The following is an 18,410-nucleotide window of genomic DNA, read 5'->3' as shown; positions in this document are numbered from 1 at the left end:
CGCCGTGGGGCCGAACAATACCGGGGATTGGGTAGAACGCGTGGAGCGCCGCCGCGTCGATGTCCACCACGGCGATGCCGCTTTGCGGGCCCACCAGCGACACGAAGCCGAACTTGGCGTGCGGCGTAAGGTCAGTGTGCGTGGCCAGAAATCCGGGCAGGGTGACGTCGACCGAAGTGAGCGTCTCGGTATCGAAGATCGCCACCGCTGTCGGGGCGTAGAAGCCCGCCCACGACGAGAGGATCGTCTTGTCGTCGCTGCTCAGCATCAGGAACGCCGGGGCGAACCTCGTCAACTCGGCCACCAGCTGGTTGGTCTCCAGGTCGTACACCATCATCCCGCCCAGGAGGGGAACCGAGACGTAGGCGGTCTTGGCGTCGGCCGGCACCACCACCTCGTTGGGCTCGGCCCTGGTCGGAATCACCCTGAGGATCGCGCCCGTCTGCAGATCGATCTCGGTGATGTCGTTGGTCCCGTGGTTCGCCACCCACAGGCGCTCGCCGTCCTTGGTCGGCCACGGCGCGTGCGTCCCCGCACCTGGCTCGCCTGAGGTCAGCAGCCCGACCAGGGTATCGGTCTCGGTGTCGACCACCGCGACCTTGTTGGTGCCGACACAGGCCGCGTAGAAGCGGGTGCCATCGGGCGAAGCGGCCGCGTGATGCGGGCCGTCGCAGGCGGGGATCACGGTCAAAGGGGAGAGCGTCGCCGATTCGAAGACCGAGATGGTGTCCGACTCTTCGTTGGCCACGTACACCTTCCCGTTGGCCTTCTCCACACCGACGGGCACCTCCCCCGTGTCCGCCGACGCCAGTACATCCCCGGTCGCCGCGTCGAGCGTGTACAGCTTGTTCCCGACGTCATCCGTCACCAAGAGAGTGCCCGACAGAACCTCGGCCGGGCAGCCGTTCAGGGCGTTGTTCACCCCCGCGATAAGCTCGTCCACGGTCACCTGACCGTCGTTGCCAACATCGAACGTAGGACACGCGCCGACTGGCCGAGTGCCCAGTGCAATGTTGACGCCGGTGACCAGCTCATCGACTGTAACGGTGCCATCGATGTTGCAGTCGCCGGCGCACGTGGCGACTTGTTCAATCGCAAACACGCCGCCGCCGTTTGTCCCTGCGTAGAGCTTGCTGGGCGTTATCGGATCGATGGCCAGGGCTAGGACACTGGTATTAGTCAGGCCCGCGTTGAAGGCCGTCCAGGTCGCGCCCGCGTCCGTGCTCTTGAAGACCCCGCCGCCCGTCCCCGCGTAGAGCGTGCTGGGCGTGTTGGGATCGATGGCAAGGGCGAAGACATCACTGGGCAGCCCTGCGCTAGCCGCGCCCCAGGTCGCGCCTGCGTCCGTGCTCTTGAGGACGCCGCTGCCGTACGTCCCAGAATAGAGCGTGCTGGGCGCGCTGGGATCGATGGCCAGGGCACGGACGTTCCGACCGGCTACCGCCGCGCCCCAGGTCGCCCCCGCGTCCGTGCTCTTGAAGACGCCGCCGAAGCCCTCCTCGAGGTCGTTCGTCACCGCGTAGAGCGTGCTGGGCGTGTTGGGATCGATGACCAGCTTAATGCTGGGGTAGTAGATCGGACCCGTGGCACCCCAGGTCGCGCCCGCGTCCGTGCTCTTGAAAACGCCGCTGTACGTGCCCGCATAGAGCGTGCTGGGCGTGCTGGGATCGATGGCGAGGGCGAAGACGTAGGCGTAGGCGTAGGCATCATTGGGCAGCCCTGCGCTAGCCGCGCCCCAGGTCGCGCCCGCGTCCGTGCTCTTGAAGACGCCGCCGAAGCCGCCGTACATCCCCGCGTAGAGCGTGCTGGGCGTGCCCGGATCGATGGCGAGGCTGAAGACGTGGACATCATTGGGCAGCCCTGCGCCAGCCACGCCCCAGGTCGCGCCCGCGTCGGTGCTCTTGAAGATGCTGCTGTACGTCCCCGCATAGAGCGTGCTGGGCGCGCTGGGATCGATGGCGAGGGCGAGGACCGTCCCGCCGGGCGGGCCATGGCTCGTCCAGACATTGATCCCGGCATGCGCCGTGTGCGCCGTGATGACGAAGACAGCCACGCACATGGCGGCGATAGCGCGAGCGATCGAGGCACTGAGGACCTGATTTACGAATTCCGAAAGCGTTCGCACGGCGCGTAGAATTTCGCTCCTCGTCCCCACCTTCCCCCCGTCATTCCCGCGCAGGCGGGAATCCATCCGACGTTCCGGTAGGCGGCACATCCGCCTGGATACCCGCTTTCGCGGGTATGACGAATCGGGCGACAGCGTTTGGGTTGCGGGCGGCAGCCCGCGCTGAGCGAAGCCTTTCATAGGCGTGTTTTCCTTTCGCGCATCGGGCGCGGTTTCGGGGCATGTCACGATTGTCATCGCAGCACCCAGGCGACGGACCGCTCGGGATCGGGAGTGTAGGTACAGAAGTGGCCGGTCTTGATGCAGGTGGTGAGGTGGTGCCCGAGCGAGGGATGGTGTTCGCCTATCTTCAGGAGCGCGGCCTTGATGCGCTTGGTGACCGTGACGCGAGACTGCTCGGCGCTCGCAGCCGGCCGGTGAGATGGTCCATCGCAGTCCAGGAGGAGCGCCGCCGCCGGAATGCGCTCGCCGGGGCGGCCCAGGAGCCAGGCCACGCAGTGTAGCCCCTTGGTGTTCCGCAAGCGCAGCGTTACCCCAGCGTATACGATGGTCCAGTACTCGCCTTCCCTCTGGAACAGGTGGGTTCCCGGATTTCGACCGCCGGCTCGCGGAGGGGACCGCCGACGCGTTGTTGTGTCGCCCGAGCGCATCTCTGATGACTCAGGCGTGAAAAGTCACGGCACAATGTGCTCTCAGCGGGTACAAATGGACGCAAAACGAAAGAGGCCACGGCAGCCGTCGCTGCCGATGGCGCTATTGTACCCACGGCCCCGGTCGCTGCGGATCGGGGGTATAGCTGCAAAAGTACCCGGTTCTGATGCTGGCGGCGAAGTGGCGCGCCAACTGCGGGTGGTTCGCGCGAATCTTCCCTAGCGCTGCCTTGATGCCCTTGGTCACCGTCAGCCGGGCGCGCTCGGCGTCGGCGCCGACCGGGCGATCACAGCCGCCGAGACCGACGGCGGCGGCGAGCTGCTCGGCGATGGATTCCATCTCGGCGCGCGCCTTGGCGGCCCGCCCCAGATCGCTGTTGTGATCGGCCTCGGCCAACTCGTCGCGCAGATCGTCGAGCCGGCGCCTGTATTCCAACTTCGCCTGCGGATCCAGCGATGCTCCGCGGGCCCTACTGGTAGCCCCCCGCCTCTGGCTGTCAGCCCCTGACACCTGGCCCCCGAAACCTGACACCTGCGTCATCAGGTCCAGCGCATGAAATTCCTGGCCAGGATGGCGTAGCAGGTACGCGAGGTAATGCAGGCCCTTCGCATCCTTCAGGCGAAAGGTCGAGCCCGCGAAGGCAATGGTCCAATAGTCGCCTTCCTTGCGGAACAGGTTGGTCCCTGGTTCGTCGTCTCTGGTCCATGGTTTCTGGTTCCTGGTTTCTGGTTGTCGGTTGCTGACATCCGAGCGCTGATCCTCGTCCCGCTCCTCACTGCTCACCACCGACTGCCGGCTGACGCGAAGCAATTCCTCCGCCCGCTTGATCCAGCCGGGCATGCCGATAGCGCGGAACTGTTCGATGGCCGCTTCCAACAGCGGTGCGGCGCGTTCCGCGTCCCCGGCAGCGCCGCGGCGCGCATACATCAGCGCCTCGTCGTAGTCGACGATGGCGCGCAGCGGCCGGGCGCCTTGCTCGTCGAGGACGGCACGCGCCCTCGCGAACCACTCGACTGCCTCGTCGTGATGACCCCGCAGCGCACACAGCTGCGCCACGGCAAGTCGTCCGTCGTGCATCGGTGTCCGGAAGTCTGGGGCGATGACCTTGTCCCGCAGGTTGTGCTCAATGACTTCAATGTGGTCCGTGCGCTCCAATCGCCATAGCGTCTCGGCGGCACCGCAGGTGATGCCCACGTAGCCTAAGGCGCATCCCGGCGCACGCTCGACCGCAGCGAGCAACGTCTCCAGAAACCGCAATGCCTCTTCGGATCTGCCGAACCGGACGCACAGGCGCATTGCGCCGGCACGGAACGCCGCAAGTGAAGAGTGGTCATCCGCAGGCGACTCCTGGAGGAATGCTTCGTGCTCAAGCAAGCTCTCCCAGCCCTGTTCCACAACCAAGCACTCCACAAATCGCGCTCCCGCGAAGTTTCCGGCCCATATCGTCGCGCTTGCCAGCCGAGCCGCCAGCCCCGCCCCGCGGTGGTATGCGGCGCGTGCCATTGACAGGTTGCCGAGTGCAAAATGGCATATGGCGGCCAGGGGCCACTGCCCAGCGGCAGTGGCGATGCAACCTTGCCGTTCGTTGTCTTGGGCATTACGCTCCCAGAGTGGGAGGGCGCGACGGAATTCACCTGCAAGGTTCATCAGGTGCCCGGCCTGGCTGCCTGCGGTTTGCAGAACGTCCTGCCGTGAATCAAAGGCGGCCGCGCCGAGGAACTCGTTGGACATTATCCTTCCGCCCTCTTCTGGAGGTAGGGCTCGAACGACAGCGACCAGTTCACGACGTTCGGGCGTGTCCAATCGGATGCCTGGGTTTGTTGGATCCGTCGCTTCCTGGCGCAGGAGGTGCATCGCCCGGAGCAATGCCCACGTTGCGTCCCGCCGTCTGCCGACATAACCCATTCCGCGCTCGGCCAATTCCCAGGCACTAGACATCGAGCCTGCCCATGCCGTCGCCCGCGTCGCTGTTGCCAGGTAGTCAGCGGCAGCCGCGTTCCCCTCCGTTGCCGCCAGCAACTCACCCGCCTCGCCCGCAACCTTCACTGCCTCCTCGAAGGTGAGACTCCACGCCAGTGCCAATCCGAGACGGGCGATAAGACGCGCTCGCTGTGGATCACTGCTCGGCAACAGCTCGACGGCCATGTGCAGATACATTGCTGCCTCACTGAAGGCGGCAGCCCGCTCCGCTTGTTCGGCGGTGCGCAGGCAATGAGCGACGCCCCGTTCGGCCCCGGGCAGCGCGGCGCTGCGGTAATACTGTTCGGCGATCTCCGCGGCGTGCGCCGACAACCCGTCCCGCACTGAGCCCCTCGACTCGGCTCGGGACAGGCTTGTCGACGGGTCGCCGTACGCATCTTCCATGGTCTCGGCGATCCGGCGGTGTAGACGCACCTGGCGGGGCGGGCTCAGCGCCGCATACAGCGTGTGGCGGATGAGCGCATGAACGAAGTCAAAGCTCTGCGGATCGCTGCCCCGCTGCAGCACCTGCGCCGCCAGCGCTTCGTCCACCGCGTCCAGAGTCGCTGCCTCGTCGAGTCCAGCCACGCGCCCCGCAATGGCGAGGTGGAACCCTCCGGTGAATGCCGCCGCTGTGGTCAGCAGATTCTGCGTGGCAGCAGACAGGCGCGCCAGGCGCCGGCCGATGACCTGCTTGACCCCCTCCGGGATTGCCATCTCCGCGATGGCGAGGTCCGAAACCCACCGCCCTTCGCGGCGTAAGATCTTTCCCTCCTCCACGAGATGCAGCAGCACCTCGCGGATGAAGAAGGGATTGCCGCTGGTCTCCGCACTGAGGGCGGCGACCAGCGCATCCGGTACCTCTTGGTCGGCGATTGTCTCCAGAAGCTCCTCCACCGCGTCGCGCTCGAGCCCCTTTAGCTGCAGGTGCTCGCACATCGTCTCGCGCGGCAATGCGCCCAGTACTTCGGTGAGCGGATGCGAGCGATCGACTTCCGAATCGCGATACGCACCGAGGATGAGGAGGCGATTGCGTGGCGCAAAACGGGCCACGTGGCGCAGCATGGTGATGCTGCCCTTGTCTGCCCAGTGGAGGTCGTCGACGATGAGCGCGACGGGCTTGCGCGCGGCAGTAGCGAACAAGAACTGGCTCACGGCATCGAGCAAGCGAAACCGTTCCTCGTCTGGTTGCAGGGCCACTGCTTCTGGAATGTCCGGCAAGCGCTCGCGCACCGCGGCGACCAGGCGGGCGATGGGCGGCGCGCCGAGCCCGAGATCCTGCCGCAGCTGTTCGGGCTCCGCGGTGCGCGTGTAGGCCGCAATCGCTTCCGCAAACGGCCCGTACGGCGGCGCCCATTCGCCCTCGTAGCACCGCCCGGACAGCACGAGTGCGCCGAGCTCGGCTGCCGACTCGCCGAACTCCTCGGTCAAGCGCGTCTTGCCGACGCCGGGCTCGCCTGCCAGCAGCACCAATCCGCCATGCCCGGCGCGCGCCTCCTCCAGGGCGTGTGTGAGCTTCGCCAGCTCGGCCGCACGCCCCACGAACGGCGGACGCGTCAGCAATGCCGCCGGCTCGTCGTGGCGATAGAGGATCTCATTGAGAGTGACTGGTGCCGCAAGTCCCGGCAGCTCGAGCAGCCCACAATCGCGCAACGTGGAGGCCTGCCGCTCAGCCACCAGTCCTGCCATGAGCCCGCTGCACAGGATCTGTCCGCCCTGGGCACGAGCACACAGACGGCGCGCAATCGCCACCGGCGTGCCGAAGTAGTCGGTCTCTTCGCGCAGCGTCTCGGCGATGTGCAAGGCGACGCGAATCGACAGCCGCTCGCCCGCCGCGCGCTGGCGTGCGGCCTGCTGCAAGGCGATGGCGCAGCGCACGGCGTCGGTGGCGGACATGAACACGGCCAGCAACCCATCGCCCAGCCACCTCGCCTCCTGCCCGCCGTGCGCCGCGGTCGCCTTGTTCAGCAACTTGTGGTGCGCCCGCAAGACGCGCTGCACCCGGTCGTCGCCGGGCTGCTGCAGCAGCTCGGTGGAGTTCACCAGATCGGTGAACAGCAAGGTGACCGGGCCGGCTGCACCGCTCATTCGTTTGCACCTTCGTCGGATGTGAACGTCATAACGTCACCGTTGCAGGCAGCGGCCGCGTGAAACGGGGATTCTGCCTCGACGAGGTATCGCTCGTTCCATGCCTCACTTCCGGTTGCTCATCGTCAAAGCAGGATACTCGCTTGTCGACGTACTTTCGAGGACTGCGCAGGCAAGCTTCCTCACCGGGTGTGCGACAAATCTGTGGGTAACGTGCAGCCGACCGGGCAAATCCTCACCGGTCTGACAGTACTGCGTACTGTCAGGCCGAGGCCCATGGCCGAAAGTGACGCGCCGGGGCCGAGCTCAAGGCCATGGGGGCCGGGGGAACGGACGACGAGTTCATGAAGCTGATGTCCGAAGTGCCGGACATTCACTGGCAGGCACTGCTGCGCTGCAACCGTCCGATCAAGCCGATCATCTTCCCCACACTTTGGCGGCCGAGATCCTGCTCACCGGGCTACATGTCACAGCCGATGAGGCACTGGACTTCGGTCCGATTGGTCGGGTGTTCCCCAAGGGTCAGGCTCTGGCCCAGGCGAAGAAGATCGCCGCGCACATCTGCGACAACGGCCCGCTCTCTTAGGGCTAATGATGGCCGAAGACCCGGCTTCGGCGCGATTATCGGCTGGGGATTCGACAGCCGGCCGCGGCCGGTTTAGAGTGGGCGTGGTTGCGGAGTTAGCAATGGCGAAACCAGAGCGGGAAGATTGCGTGCGCCGGGGTGAGCAGTTGCTGGCGCAGTGGGGCGTGGGGGCGCAGGCCGACGCCGGCGAGCTGCGCGCGCACGCACATCGTGACCCGGCCGCCGATCTCGCCCTTGCTGCCCGACTCGGGGCGCAGCCTGCGGATAGCAGCGTGGCTCTGCTGCTTGAGATCGACGCCCGCACCGCCGACAAGCTGGTGCACAAGGAGGTGAAGCGGGCGCTCTATCGCCTCGAACAGCGTGGTATCTCCCGGCCGGCCCAGCCGGGCACGACGGCGCCGGTCCCCGCGCTCGCGCCGCAGATCGAGGGGTACCTGTCCGCGATCGACGGCCGCGGCGACCAATTGGTGTGGCTGGTGCGGCAACTGCCGAGCGGCGTGGCCCACTTCCTCGCGATGATCAACGACCCCGCCGGCCTGCGTGAGGTTGCGCTCAACCAGGTCACACGCAGGGCGGTGCGCGAGCTGCGCCAGGAGCTGGAGGACAAACACGAGATCCGGATGGTCGAGACCGAGTGGCGCTACTGCGACTTCCTCATCCACCGGGCCTTTGGCTGGGCGCAGCAGCGGGGCACGCCGGTAGTTGCCGACTATCCCGGCCTGCGCAACCAGATCGTGAAGCTGCCCGCCGCCACCGACCTGCCGCCGCTCATTTTCTCGCACCTTGAAGCCGCGGCGATTCGGGCGGATGCGGCGTTGCTGGCCGACTCGCCGGCGCTGTTTGAAGAGAAGGAGTTGCGCACCTGGTTCTTCGAAGAGGAGGCATTGAAGCCCTACCTCGAAGCGTTGGCGGCGGCCAATGACAGCCCGCTCGTGCTCAGTCCCTCACAGCAAAAGGACCGCTTCCGCGTCGCCATGGAACAGGCGGTGGAGGAGCTGTTCGGCGGGCACTGGCAGGAGAGCTGGTGCCGCCGGCTCTACACGATGGCGTACTACTTCGCGGCCACGCGGCGCGAGCTGGCGGCGCAACGGGCGTGTGCGGTGGCGCTCGCACTCGTGGACAGCGCCCACGGCGGGCGTGGCATTGCTTTCTGCGAGCAGCTCGTGCGTGCCAGTGTCGCCTTTCTCTTCCAAGCCGCGGCCGAGCAAGAACAGGCGCGAGCTGAGACCTCGCTCATCGTCACCCCGCAACAAGCCGCCGCCGAGGCCGCGCAGCGGCGCCCGCGCTGAGTACTAGCTGGTGCTGTCGTTGTCGGCTTTCCCACTGCCGGCGCGGGCGGTGCCGCACTGAATCTCGAGATCGAAGAGCGCCTCACCTGCTCGCACAACGTGGCGCGCGGGCTGCAAGCCTGCCTCCCACACAAAGCAGGCCGCGAGATAGCCTCGTTGAGCCTGGGGTGAGAGCCCGAGCACGGTGCCGACCAAGCTCACCAGCGTGTCGGCCAGGACGGCGGTGGCACGAATTGCCGGCGCATATGGGGTTGCCAGTGAGATCAAGGCGCGCTCGACGGCGCTGAAGCCCGCGCTCAGCAACACTCGGCTCTCTACGTCGGCTGCACTCAACAACTCACCGCGCGCCGCGAACACAATCATGCGCGCGTCCAGAAATGCCGGCGTCGTTCCCCGGCTCTCATAGATCACCGCCGGTAAGCAGCGGCCCAGCTGAGCGCCGCTCTCCCACGATTCGGCGTGCAACCGCGCCGGGGGGTTGCCGGTGCCGTCGATGCTTACCGTGACCAAGTAGCCCGGGCTTGTGGCCGTGAGACCAACGTCACGCAGAACTAAGCGCAGATCGCCGAGATCACTCGGCCGCGGCCCGCGCCGGGCCAGAACCTCTAGACTCTGTAAGTCGGAACGGAAAGTCGCATCGGGTCGGTAGGTCGGCATGGGGCGGCCTAGCTTACGAAATACGTGCCACACTCGGTTGTTCACTGGCCACGCAACACTCCAGCTTGTCGCACGCGCTCACCGGGCGTGTTGGCCCGGCGATCCGCCCTCCGGGACTGTCTGCGGCCGCCGCATTGCGTATGGCTTACCGCACATGCGGCCGCGTGCGGCAGACGTGCAGCCCGCAGCTCGGGAGCTACTTGTAGCAACGGCAGCTATCGCAAATGGACCAGCCGCCGTGGCTCTCGGCCAGGCAGGCGTTCTTGGCCTTAATCTGGGCGTCCGTATCCGACAGCGCGTAAGCAGTTCCCCGCCAACTGGACACTGAGGGACCAAGCAGACTCGGTGTCGGCGCCAGCGCGGCACTGCCGGCCTGGCACAGGCACTTGAAGTAACTGAACGCAGGAGGCGGTGTCTGCGCCATCGCCCTTCCGCCCAACCCGAGCAGCAGTATCGCTGTCAGCCACCGTCGCATCGACCGTACCGCCCGTCCCTTACCACAGAAGGCGCCGCCGATGATAACAGCGCTGCGTGCACTCCCGCCTACTCGGCGATCGTTGGATGTCATGCTCGCCGATTTCCGTAGCGATTCAAGTGCACCACGTCGCCGACAGACCGGCGAGTGGTCGGACCGTAGCGGCCCCTCGGCCAACCGAGCGGCACCATGGCGCACGGCGATACGTTCCACGGTAAACCCAGCGCCCGGCGCGCGAGCCAGGTGCTCCACAAGGGCATGGTGACGAGCGTGGCCCCCAGGCCCGCCGCACGCGCGCCGAGCAGGAGGTTCTGCACCGACGGATAGATCGAGCCATAGTAACCGGTCGCCAGGATGGGCGGAAACGGCAGGCGCAGCCCGCGCAGGCAGGCCACCACTATGACGGGGATCTCCTCGAAGTGATCCACCTGCCACTGTACCGCATCGAGCATGCGTAGCGCCTTCGGGTCATGGCGTGCCACCCAGCGGCCGAGCCCGGCGTAGAAGCGCCAAGGGATCCGCGCCAGCGAGGCCAGCCGCGCTTTCACCGTGCGATCTCTGACGACGACGAACTCCCAGTTCTGTTGGTTGCTCCCGCTCGGCGCCTTGAGCGCCAACTCGATGAGATGCAGCACGAGAGCGTCGTCGACCGGGTCCGGCTTCAGGCGCCGAATCGCCCGCTGCGTCCGCATCGCCTCTTCGAGCGGCATGGTGAGGTTGATCGCGTCAGCCATGAGCGCGGTTAAACCAGCTTGCGGCCGGCGCGTCAAAGGCGCCGAGCACTATGAGCCATCCGCCGCCCCGGTAACGCCGATTGTTAATCTACGTCACTACGCGCTCCGGGCGGCCGGACCATGTCCACGCGAAGGTCGTGCGGCTGACGCCGAGCATCATGCCGCCGAGCGCTCTGGGGTGGATGAAGAGCGTATCGGGCGCACCGGTCCAATCGTGCGGGGCCTGCTCGCGCAGCCGGGCCACGATCGGGGCAAGATCAGCCGCCTCGGCGAAGCACATATACAGACTCGGCCCGCGTTTGGTGAAGAAGCGCCCCATGGTCTTCGTCAGGTCGTTCGGCGTGACCATCTCGATCCGATCGAGTCGATCGGGATGAAAGAGCGTGAGCACGCCTTCGTAGCCGAACTGCTCTGAACGGATGGGAGCAAAGTGCTCGGTGGCGAGGCCGAAGTTGGCCGCCGCCTCCTGAACGATGGTCGCGAAGTCAGGTACCAGATGCGTGACCTCGTACAGCCGCTGCGCCAATCCCACCGCCGGCGGGTTGCTCTCCGCCGAGATCACCGCGCGCAGCCCGGGCAGGCGCAGCACCTCGGGGGCAAGAAACAGCTGGCCGCCTTCTTCCGCGGGGGTAACGCCGCGGGCACAGAGGTGCGCATGCAGTTGCTCGAGGTCCGCGGTGGCAAAGCCGGCGGCAAACAGCCCGCCTTTGGTGTGCGAGAGGAAGTCGGCCGCTGGCCCGGTGCCGTCCGGTTCGAGTAGCTCCACATTACTGGTGCCCAACTGGAGAACGCAACGCCGCGCCGCCAACAGCCCGAGACGATCCTCGCGCACCACCTCGGTCCGAAGCAGCCGCGCGAAGGCGTCGGCGGCTGCCCGGCGGTCGGCGACAACAAGCTGAACTCGATCGACTCGGGTGAGCATGGCCCCGGTTGTGGTACGGATGTGATGACGGTGTCAAGAAGGGGTGCGCCGGAGGACGCGGTCACGAAGTTCCCATCTCGATGACTATCCGCTGCGGGTCGCCCTTCTTCGTGCGCAGCATCTCCAAGCCCTCAGCGACTTGGTCGAGCGCGAGCCGGTGGGAAATCGACGCCTCGATATCGATGATACCAGCGGCTTCGAGGCGGAAGATTTCTTCCAGGTCTTGCTTGTGCGAGCCGAAGCTGCCCATCACGGCCAGCTCCGTCAGTGAAAAGATCGCCTGGGGCAGATCGATCAGCGGCGGCATCATGCCCACACCCACCGCGATCAGCCGGCCGCCCGGCCGCAGCGCGCGCACTCCGCTGGCGACGGTCGGCTGACTTCCAACACACTCCAGCACCAGATCGGCGCCGTCACCGCAGAGCTCGCGCAGGCGCAGCGCTGGGTCCTCACCGGGCTGAACGTGAACCGCGTCGGTCGCGCCTGACTTCAGTGCGCGCGCCAGGGCTACGTCGGAGAGATCGACGGCCACCACCTGGCCGGCGCCGAGCACGCTTGCCAGGCGCACGGCTTGCCCGCCGACACCGCCGATGCCGATCACCGCCACGCGCTCTCCCGGGTGCATACCCGCGCGGCAAGTGAGTGCGTGATAAGGGGTGGCGACGCAATCGGTGGCGACCGCCGCCGCCGTCAGCGAGACGGCGTCGGGCACGCGCACCAGGCAACCGGCCGGCACCTTGATGGCCTCGGCAAAGGCGCCGTCGATGTGCAGCCCCGGCGCGATCAGCTGCGGGCAGCAGTTGGGATGACCCGCAGTGCAGGCGCGGCAGCGGCCGCAACCGCTGCCGAGGTGCAGGGCGACGCGGTCGCCGGGTTTCCATTCGTTGACGTCGGTGCCGGCCGACTCGAGGATGCCGGCGGGTTCGTGCCCGAGCGTGATCGGTACCCCGGCCGGTACCGGCATGCCTTCGAGGAAGTGCAGGTCGGAGCCGCAAATACCGCAGGCGGCAACGCGAACGACCACCTCGCCAGGGCCGGGGACGGGATAGGGCATAGCTGCCATCGCAATCGCCAAGCCGGGGCCGTGAAAGCGGGCGGCACGCATCGTACGACTCGCCATGGTCATTCCTCCACGTGAAGAGGCAACGATATTGCCTTACGCCCGCCGCTGCGCGGCTACGGCTTCCATGATCTCGAAGCGGTTGATCTGGTTGGTGCCCTCGTAGATCTGTGTCAGCTTGGCGTCGCGCAGCAGCTTCTCGACGCCGTACTCGTGCATGTAGCCGTAGCCGCCGAGCACCTGGATGGCGTCGGTGGCGTTGGCGACGGCGGCGTCGGCAGCGAAGGTCTTGGCCATCGACGAGAGCTTAAGAGACGGCTGCCCGCCCGCGATCGACTGGGCGGCGCGTTGCACCAGCCCGCGGGCAGCTTCGACGCGGATCGCCATGTCGGCGAGCATCAGCTGCATCGCCTGATGCTCGACGATCGGCTTGCCGCCTTGAACGCGCGTTTCGGCATAATCGAGCGCTTTTTCGTACGCACTGCGGGCGATGCCGAGCGCGATGGCCGCCACCGGCGTTCGGGTCACCGACATGATCAGCCGGTTCAACGCCCAGCCGCCGCCCTCGGCACCGATGCGGTGATTCTCGGGCACCCAGACATCGTCGAAAACCAGCTCGGCCGCCGGCGCGGCGCGCTGGCCCATCTTGTGAAAGATCTGGCCGACCGAGAAGCCGGGTGTGCCGGCGGGTACGGCGAAGCAGCTCATGTGCTCGCGCAGCGGCCGGCTGGGATCATGCGAGGCGAACACGGTGATGAGGCTGGCGATCGAGCCGTTGGAAATGAAGACCTTGCGGCCGTTGATCAGGTAGCCGCCCGCTTTCTTTTCTACCCGCGTGCGGATCCGGCCGGCGGGGTTGCCGTTGATGAAATCGGAGCCGGCGTCCGGCTCGGTGGCGGCCAGCGCTGCCAGCTGCGGTTGATCGGTGGCCCACGACGCCACCAGCGGCGGCACGAAGCGCATGATCGCGTCGATATCGCCCGAGAGCAGGATCGGGGTGAGACCCAACATTGTGGCACCGAAGAGCACGGCGCAACCGGAGCAGGCCGCGGCGATCTCTTCGGTGACCAGCGCCGAGGTCAGCGGGTCGTGTCCCATGCCGCCGAGAAATTCCGGCAGCGAGGCGCCGAGCAGGCCGTTCTGGGCCGCGGCCCGCAGCAATTCCTCGCGCAGCGGGCTCTCGGGCTGCTGATCGAGCGCCAGCGCGCGCGGGACGATGTGGCGCCGGGCGAACTCGCGCGCCCACTGCTGGATTTCGTGTTGCTCGGGGGTGAGGTCGATCATCGGTATATCCTGGTTCTCAAACACTATCAGTGATGAAAGCGACTGCGGCTCGGCTCAGCGGCCGCGGCGGTCGATGCGCCGTAACACCCGGCCGGCCGGAATGGTGTTGTCCGAGAGGATTGCCAGCAGCGGCCCGTCGCCGTCGGGCACCAGCTCGGCCAGCGGGTCGAGCTCGGAGAACTCGCAGCGCACCCTGCCTTGGCCCATTTCCACCGAGTGCTGTTTGAGTTCGAGCTGCACCGCGGTGATCTCCTCGATCTCGATTTCGCCGGCCGGTCCTGGGATCAACTTGTAGTTGATCGCGGGGCGCCGCGCGCCCTCGGCCTGAGCGGCGGCAATCTCGGCCGGCATCGGCCCGGCGATGCTGCCTTCGAGTGACAATATACGCTTGCCCCAGCGCGTGGCTGAGCCGTGGAAATGATTGCCGTCGCGTTCCCAGACGACGTCGGCGATCTTCTTGGGAAAGCCGGCGATCTCGCGACCCGGAATCAGGGCCTCGTCGGTGGTGACGTAGATGTAAGGCACGTAGTTGCCCTCGACCTCGCCCACCCGCACCGGTACCATCACTACCAGTTCCTTGAACGGGTGGATGATCGGCGTCTGCGGATAGCTGAGCATGGTGATCAGGGCGGGGCCCGTGCCCGGCTCCATTCCCGGCGGCAGGATGCGTTCGACGGCGCCGGGCTTGGGCTCGAACGGGAACACCATGACCCGCACGCCCGGCCAATGATGTGGCGGGGGCGTAAACGCGGGCGCGGACCACGGCACGCTGATAGGCTGCGTCATTGCTTTCCTCCTCTGTGAGAGTCGATGGCCATCTCCTCGACGACCCTATGTTCAACGAGGTATTCCTGTCCAATAGTAATTTTCGATACGTCTATGCCGCGCGCCTATAGCGTGCCACAGAAAGGGTACGAGGATGCCAAGCCGCCGATTTTTGCGTGGTACTGGCACACGCTCGGAGCCGATTGGAGCACGCCGGCGGACGTGAAGGGCGATTTCCGCAGCGCCAGCATCTTGCGGGATGGCCGGGTCGTGTTCAGCCTCGGTGGCAACAAGTACCGGCCGCTCGGGTAAGCGGGGCGTCTGTCGCGATCGGTCACGGTCTATGACGCAGGAACCGTGGGTTTGTGACCAGGGCGAGCGCCGGTATCACCGTGAAGGTTGCCAGTGCGCTCGCTGAAATGATGATGGCCGTCAGCACGCCGAGGCGAATCCAGATGCTGAAGCCGGAGAGCGGCAACACCATATAACCCAGCGCCACGGCCGAGGACACGAAGAAGATCGCCTTCCCCGATGTCCGCAGGCTGCCGCGAATCGCCTCCTCCAAGGACGCCGTTCGCACGAACTCCTCGCGAATCCGGAAGATCAGGTAGATGGCGAAGTCCGCGCCGATGCTGACGCCCATGGCCGTGATCGCCGCCGTGCTCATGTCGAGCCAGGTGTGGGTCCACCCCATGAGGCCGAGGGTGATGCCGACCGCCATGGCGAGCGGAGTCAGGACAAAGACCGCGCCGACCAGCGAGCGCAGGACGACGGCGGATAGCACGAAGATGATCGCCGCGATCTGCAACACGTTGACGATCTTCTCCCGCACGACCACCTCGTTCATCGCTGTTAGCACCCCGAGCGCGCCCCCGGCGATGTCGACCTGCACCGGTAAACCGCGGAATCGTTCGGCCGCAAAGTCCTGCAAGCGCTTGAGAATGCCGCGCGAGAATGCCGCCTCGTCGGTCTTGCTCAGCGCGCGGATGACGGCCCGCCGATACGTGCCATCGACAAACGCGCTCAAGCCCTCTGGACCGGCGGCCATGTCGTACAACAGAAGGTACTGCGCGATCAGGCGCGCGTTGTCCGGTATGGCGTAGAAGGCAGGATCGCCACCGTTCATCGCCTGGTGCATCCGCTTGAGGTGATCGGCGATCGAGGTCACGCCGCCGATGCGGTCATCCGTCTCCATAAAGCGCTCCAGATCGCTGATCGCTTCCAGCACGCGCGGCTCCTGCAAGACGTTGTCTCGGTCGCCATCGACGAGGAGGCGCAGCGTGGAGGTGCCGGCGAGCTTCTCGTTCAACAAGGCGTCGTCCTTCCGCACCTGCGTCGAGGGCGCGAACCAGAACCGCAGGCTGTTATCCACCTGAACGGCCGAGGCGCCGGCGAGCGCGAGCACGGCCGTGAGCAGGGCACAGGCCAAGACAACCCGCGGCCGGTGGGTGACAACGGCTGCGAGACCCTCCAGCATCCGATCGAGCCAGCGCGATTCCTCTTCACGCCGCAGCTCGCGCTTTCGTGGCGGCGGCAAGAGGCAGCGACACGCGGGCGTAAAGGTCAGTTCGATCACCAGCGCGCTCAAGATCCCCGAGGCCAGCAGCAGGCCGAACGCGCGCACGCTGGCAATCCCGAAGGTGGTGAGGGAGCCGAACCCTGCGGCAGCAATCAGGCCCGCGGTCAGCATCACCGGCCCCACGGCTGTCACCGCGCGAATCACCGCCTGTTGGCTCTCGCCCACCAGCGCGTATTCTTCGTAGTACCGCTTGAGGATTTGCACGGCGTGGCCCGCACCCACCGCCAGGATGACGACCGGGGTCATCGCGCTCCAGGTGTCCATCGGGCGCCCCACCAAGCCCATGATCCCCAGCGCCCAGATGACGCTCAGCAGGGCCGTGGCCAGCGGAAGGAAGACCGCCTGGGCAGTGCGGAACGCGTCGTAATGCACGAGGCCGATCACCACCACGGCGAGCGGGAACAGCACGCCGATCAGTCCGGTGTAGTGGCGCAACCACGCGCGCAAGATGGGTACCCCAGCCAACGCAATCGTCACGCTCGCGTCGCGCTCCGGTGCGAACACTTTCTCGAAACTCTGCATGATGGCGACGTCGTTCGCCCGCGTGTCGTCGAAATCCGCCACGATAACCGTGGCGGTCTCATCGGCGGATACCAGGTTGCCTCGGAACAGCTTGTCTTGTCGGACCGTGTCCCGCAGCGCGCGAATCTGCTCGGGTGTGGTGGGAGGCGCCTCCATGAGCGGGTGGACCTCCATCGTGCCATCCGGGCCCGTGACCACCGCCTTGACGTTCGGCGCGGCAATGCTGAACAAGTTGGCCTCGATGATGCCGGGTGCCTCACGCAGGCCCTGTGTGATCCGATAGATCTTGCCCAGCACCTCCGGCGTATAGATGTCGCCCTGATTCGCGATGACCCCGGCGATGGCAATCGTCCCACCGCCGAACAGCTCGGTGATGCGATTGTGAATCTGCACGTACGGATGCTGCTGTGGCTCGAGCGCGCGCCGGCGGATTTCCAAATGCACGTGACGGGCCTGCGTCGCGAGCGCAGCCGTGACGATCAGCACCGCGATCACCACCGCGACGCGGTAGCGCACAACCAATCGAACGTAACGTTCCATCTGCGTATCGCAACCTCGGCCGGCCGTTCAAGGCCGCGCAGTCGAACGTCAACAAGCCTCGGGCAACTTGCCACACGGGGGCGTCGATCGCCAGCCCAGAGGCGCGGCCCGCGGTTCTCGGCGGCGGCTTTGCGCGCCGGCGCGCACTGGCCGAGGCCCAGCCGGCAGCGGCGGAGCAGCGCCGCAAGCGCACCGCTCGCGCGCAACGGCGCGCCGCCGTGGCTGATGCCGGCCGGCGGCGGGCAGGCTGGGCATGACGCGCATCAGCGAAAGAGCTGAGCACTGACGCTGTCGCTTGCCCGACCAACGCCACGGCGGTAGCCGTACCCACGGCGCGTAACGCGCACAGGAGGGCCTAATGAAATCCGTTGCCAACATTGGTCTGGCCGAGGTCAACGCGGTCTACGACGGACATGAGGGTGATCTGTGGGAGCTCATCATGGGCCAGCAGATCCACATCGGCGGCTTCAAGTCGTCGCTGGATCTGGCCGAGAGCGCAGGTATCGGCGCCGGCCTCAACGGTGTCGACTTGTGCTGCTGCAACGGCGCCGGCATGCGCTTCCTGGTGCGATTTCGCAACGTCGCGGCGATGACCGGCGTTGACGCCACCACCACCGTGGTCGAGCGCGGCCGCGAGCGTTGTGTGCAAGAAGGCTTGGCCGACCGCATTCGCTTCGTGCAGGCCGATGTCTGCAACAGCGGTCTGCCCGGCGCCAGCGCGGATTTCGTTTGGGGCGAAGACGCCTGGTGCTACGTTACCGACAAGGCCAAGCTCGTCGCCGAAGCGGCGCGCGTCGTCAAAGCCGGCGGCACGATCGCTTTCACCGACTGGGTCGAGGGGCCCAAGGGGCTCACCGACGCCGAAGCCGAGCGTTTCATGCGCTTCATGAAATTCCCCACGCTGCAAGATATCCCCGGCTACGCCCGCGCGCTGGCCGACAACGGCTGCACCGTGCAGGCGGCGGACGACACCGGCCGGTTCGCCCCGTACATGGACCTCTACCTCAGCATGATCGACATGCAGCTCACTTACGACGCCCTGCGCATCATCGGTTTCAATGCCGAGGTGATGGGGGCGCTGGCCGGCGAAATGATGTTCATCCGCGAATTGGCGCACGCCGGCAAAGTGGCGCAGGGGCGCTTCATCGCGCGCCGCAAGTGAGTCGAAGTTTCA

At 66.5% G+C, this 18,410-nt stretch carries 15 protein-coding genes; 4 read left to right on the top strand and 11 right to left on the bottom strand.

Annotated features, from left to right (window positions below):
- The 3 genes from HY699_07345 to HY699_07335 all read right to left on the bottom strand — a co-directional run.
- Positions 1–2,125, bottom strand: a 2,125-nt coding sequence (locus HY699_07345) for a hypothetical protein (protein MBI4515615.1), incomplete at its 3' end; no start/stop codon positions are given.
- Positions 2,126–2,358: 233 nt separating this feature from the next.
- Positions 2,359–2,619, bottom strand: a complete 261-nt coding sequence (locus tag HY699_07340) for a hypothetical protein (protein MBI4515614.1) — start codon at positions 2,617–2,619, stop codon at positions 2,359–2,361.
- A 259-nt stretch (positions 2,620–2,878) separates the two neighbouring features.
- Positions 2,879–6,823, bottom strand: a complete 3,945-nt coding sequence (locus HY699_07335) for an AAA family ATPase (GenBank protein ID MBI4515613.1) — start codon at positions 6,821–6,823, stop codon at positions 2,879–2,881.
- 433 nt (positions 6,824–7,256) lie between these two features.
- Between HY699_07335 and HY699_07330 the strand changes: the two genes are divergently transcribed.
- Positions 7,257–7,409, top strand: coding sequence for a hypothetical protein (locus tag HY699_07330; protein ID MBI4515612.1), 153 nt, complete (start codon positions 7,257–7,259; stop codon positions 7,407–7,409).
- A gap of 101 nt (positions 7,410–7,510) precedes the next feature.
- Entirely contained in the window at positions 7,511–8,698 is a 1,188-nt protein-coding gene (locus HY699_07325; protein ID MBI4515611.1) for a hypothetical protein, read from the top strand.
- Positions 8,699–8,701: 3 nt separating this feature from the next.
- Here HY699_07325 and HY699_07320 read toward each other — a convergent pair whose 3' ends face one another.
- The 7 genes from HY699_07320 to HY699_07290 all read right to left on the bottom strand — a co-directional run bounded on the left by HY699_07320 (position 8,702) and on the right by HY699_07290 (position 14,616).
- Positions 8,702–9,355 carry a hypothetical protein gene (locus HY699_07320; protein MBI4515610.1) on the bottom strand — a complete coding sequence of 218 codons (654 nt, stop codon included), beginning with the start codon at positions 9,353–9,355 and terminating at the stop codon, positions 8,702–8,704.
- Between the two features lie 196 nt (positions 9,356–9,551).
- The gene (locus HY699_07315) at positions 9,552–9,830 is read right to left on the bottom strand and encodes a hypothetical protein (GenBank protein MBI4515609.1); all 279 of its coding nucleotides are present in this window, start codon (positions 9,828–9,830) and stop codon (positions 9,552–9,554) included.
- Positions 9,831–9,919: 89 nt separating this feature from the next.
- On the bottom strand, positions 9,920–10,540 hold the full coding sequence (locus HY699_07310; GenBank protein MBI4515608.1) for a nitroreductase family protein: 621 nt from the start codon (positions 10,538–10,540) through the stop codon (positions 9,920–9,922).
- A 112-nt stretch (positions 10,541–10,652) separates the two neighbouring features.
- Positions 10,653–11,486 (bottom strand): VOC family protein, encoded by an 834-nt coding sequence (locus HY699_07305; GenBank protein MBI4515607.1) that lies wholly within the window; start codon positions 11,484–11,486, stop codon positions 10,653–10,655.
- A 61-nt stretch (positions 11,487–11,547) separates the two neighbouring features.
- On the bottom strand, positions 11,548–12,606 hold the full coding sequence (locus tag HY699_07300) for a zinc-binding dehydrogenase (protein MBI4515606.1): 1,059 nt from the start codon (positions 12,604–12,606) through the stop codon (positions 11,548–11,550).
- A gap of 36 nt (positions 12,607–12,642) precedes the next feature.
- Entirely contained in the window at positions 12,643–13,830 is a 1,188-nt protein-coding gene (locus HY699_07295) for an acyl-CoA dehydrogenase family protein (protein MBI4515605.1), read from the bottom strand.
- Between the two features lie 54 nt (positions 13,831–13,884).
- Positions 13,885–14,616: an acetoacetate decarboxylase family protein gene (locus HY699_07290; GenBank protein MBI4515604.1), complete on the bottom strand. Its 732-nt coding sequence runs from the start codon at positions 14,614–14,616 to the stop codon at positions 13,885–13,887.
- Positions 14,617–14,709: 93 nt separating this feature from the next.
- On the opposite strand from HY699_07290, the gene HY699_07285 reads away from it, so the two are divergent.
- Complete coding sequence (locus tag HY699_07285) at positions 14,710–14,907, top strand: type II toxin-antitoxin system HigB family toxin (protein MBI4515603.1); 198 nt, start codon at positions 14,710–14,712, stop codon at positions 14,905–14,907.
- Positions 14,908–14,929: 22 nt separating this feature from the next.
- Here HY699_07285 and HY699_07280 read toward each other — a convergent pair whose 3' ends face one another.
- Positions 14,930–17,236, bottom strand: a complete 2,307-nt coding sequence (locus HY699_07280) for an MMPL family transporter (protein ID MBI4515602.1) — start codon at positions 17,234–17,236, stop codon at positions 14,930–14,932.
- A 358-nt stretch (positions 17,237–17,594) separates the two neighbouring features.
- Here HY699_07280 and HY699_07275 point away from each other — a divergent pair, with 358 nt between their 5' ends.
- Positions 17,595–18,398 carry a methyltransferase domain-containing protein gene (locus HY699_07275; GenBank protein MBI4515601.1) on the top strand — a complete coding sequence of 268 codons (804 nt, stop codon included), beginning with the start codon at positions 17,595–17,597 and terminating at the stop codon, positions 18,396–18,398.
- The last annotated feature ends 12 nt before the right edge of the window (positions 18,399–18,410 follow it).

Source organism: Deltaproteobacteria bacterium (genome assembly GCA_016210005.1).
Taxonomy (GTDB): domain Bacteria; phylum Desulfobacterota; class Binatia; order HRBIN30; family JACQVA1; genus JACQVA1.
The sequence above is the reverse complement of the archived record's forward strand: the minus strand, read 5'-3'. Positions and strand labels throughout refer to the sequence as shown.